This is a genomic window from Rhodococcus sp. R1101, from assembly GCF_000278445.1.
GTDB lineage: Bacteria > Actinomycetota > Actinomycetes > Mycobacteriales > Mycobacteriaceae > Rhodococcus > Rhodococcus gordoniae.
The window spans coordinates 1-864 of the sequence record NZ_AJVB01000836.1; the positions used below are offsets into that span (position 1 = coordinate 1).

General features: G+C 66.8%; 1 protein-coding gene. It reads left to right on the forward strand.

The features are described 5' to 3' along the window. Nucleotides 1–50 precede the first annotated feature (50 nt). Nucleotides 51–859 (forward strand): IS5 family transposase gene (locus R1101_RS29935; RefSeq protein ID WP_442969902.1). Its coding sequence is split into 2 segments (ribosomal slippage): nucleotides 51–398 and nucleotides 401–859, totalling 807 coding nucleotides; the frame shifts between segments, so codons are not numbered across the junction. Nucleotides 860–864 lie beyond the last annotated feature (5 nt).

The window sequence follows — 864 nt, forward strand, 5'->3', positions numbered from 1 at the left end:
AGAGCATGTCTCTTATGGACAAGATCGTTTGTGCGGCATAATGCACCGTCGTGGTCGATGCGTTGTCTTCCCGGCTGGTACCGGATTCGTTGTGGGAGATCGTCGAACCGCTGCTGCCCGGCTTCCGGGCGCGGCCCCAAGGCGGCGGCCGGGCGGCGATCGATGATCGGGCGGTGTTCACCGCGATCGTCTACGTGCTCACCAGCGGCTGCGCCTGGCGGCACCTACCGCCGTCATTCGGAGTCAGTGTTCCGACCGCGCATAGACGGTTCACCACCTGGGCCAAGGCCGGGGTATTCGACGAGCTGCACCGCCGGGTCCTCGATCGACTCGGCGCCGGTGGGGACCTGGACTGGTCCGCCGCGATCCTCGACGCCGCGCACGTGCGGGCGAAAAGGGGGGCTCTCTGACCGGTCCCAGCCCGGTCGATCGCGGCAAGAACGGCTCGAAGATCCACATCCTCTCCGACGCCGATGGTATCCCGCTCGTCACGGCGGTGACCTCGGCAAACACCCACGATAGCGTCATGCTGCAGCCGATGGTCACTGCGATTCCCGCGGTGCGCTCACCTCGTGGTCCGCGCCGCCGCAAATCCGGCCGGGTGCGGGCGGACAAGGGTTACGACTATCCCGTCCACCGCCGGTGGCTGCGGGCCCGGGGCATCGTTCCGCGGATCGCCCGCCGCGGCGTTGACAGCAGCGAACGCCTCGGCCGTTACCGGTGGAAGATCGAACGCACCCTGGCGTGGCTGAGCGGCTATCGCCGGCTGACCATCCGCTACGAGCGCCACGGCGAACACTTCGCTGCTTTCCTCCAACTCGCCGCGGCGTTGACCTGCTTCAAGAAACTGACCAAATGAGACAT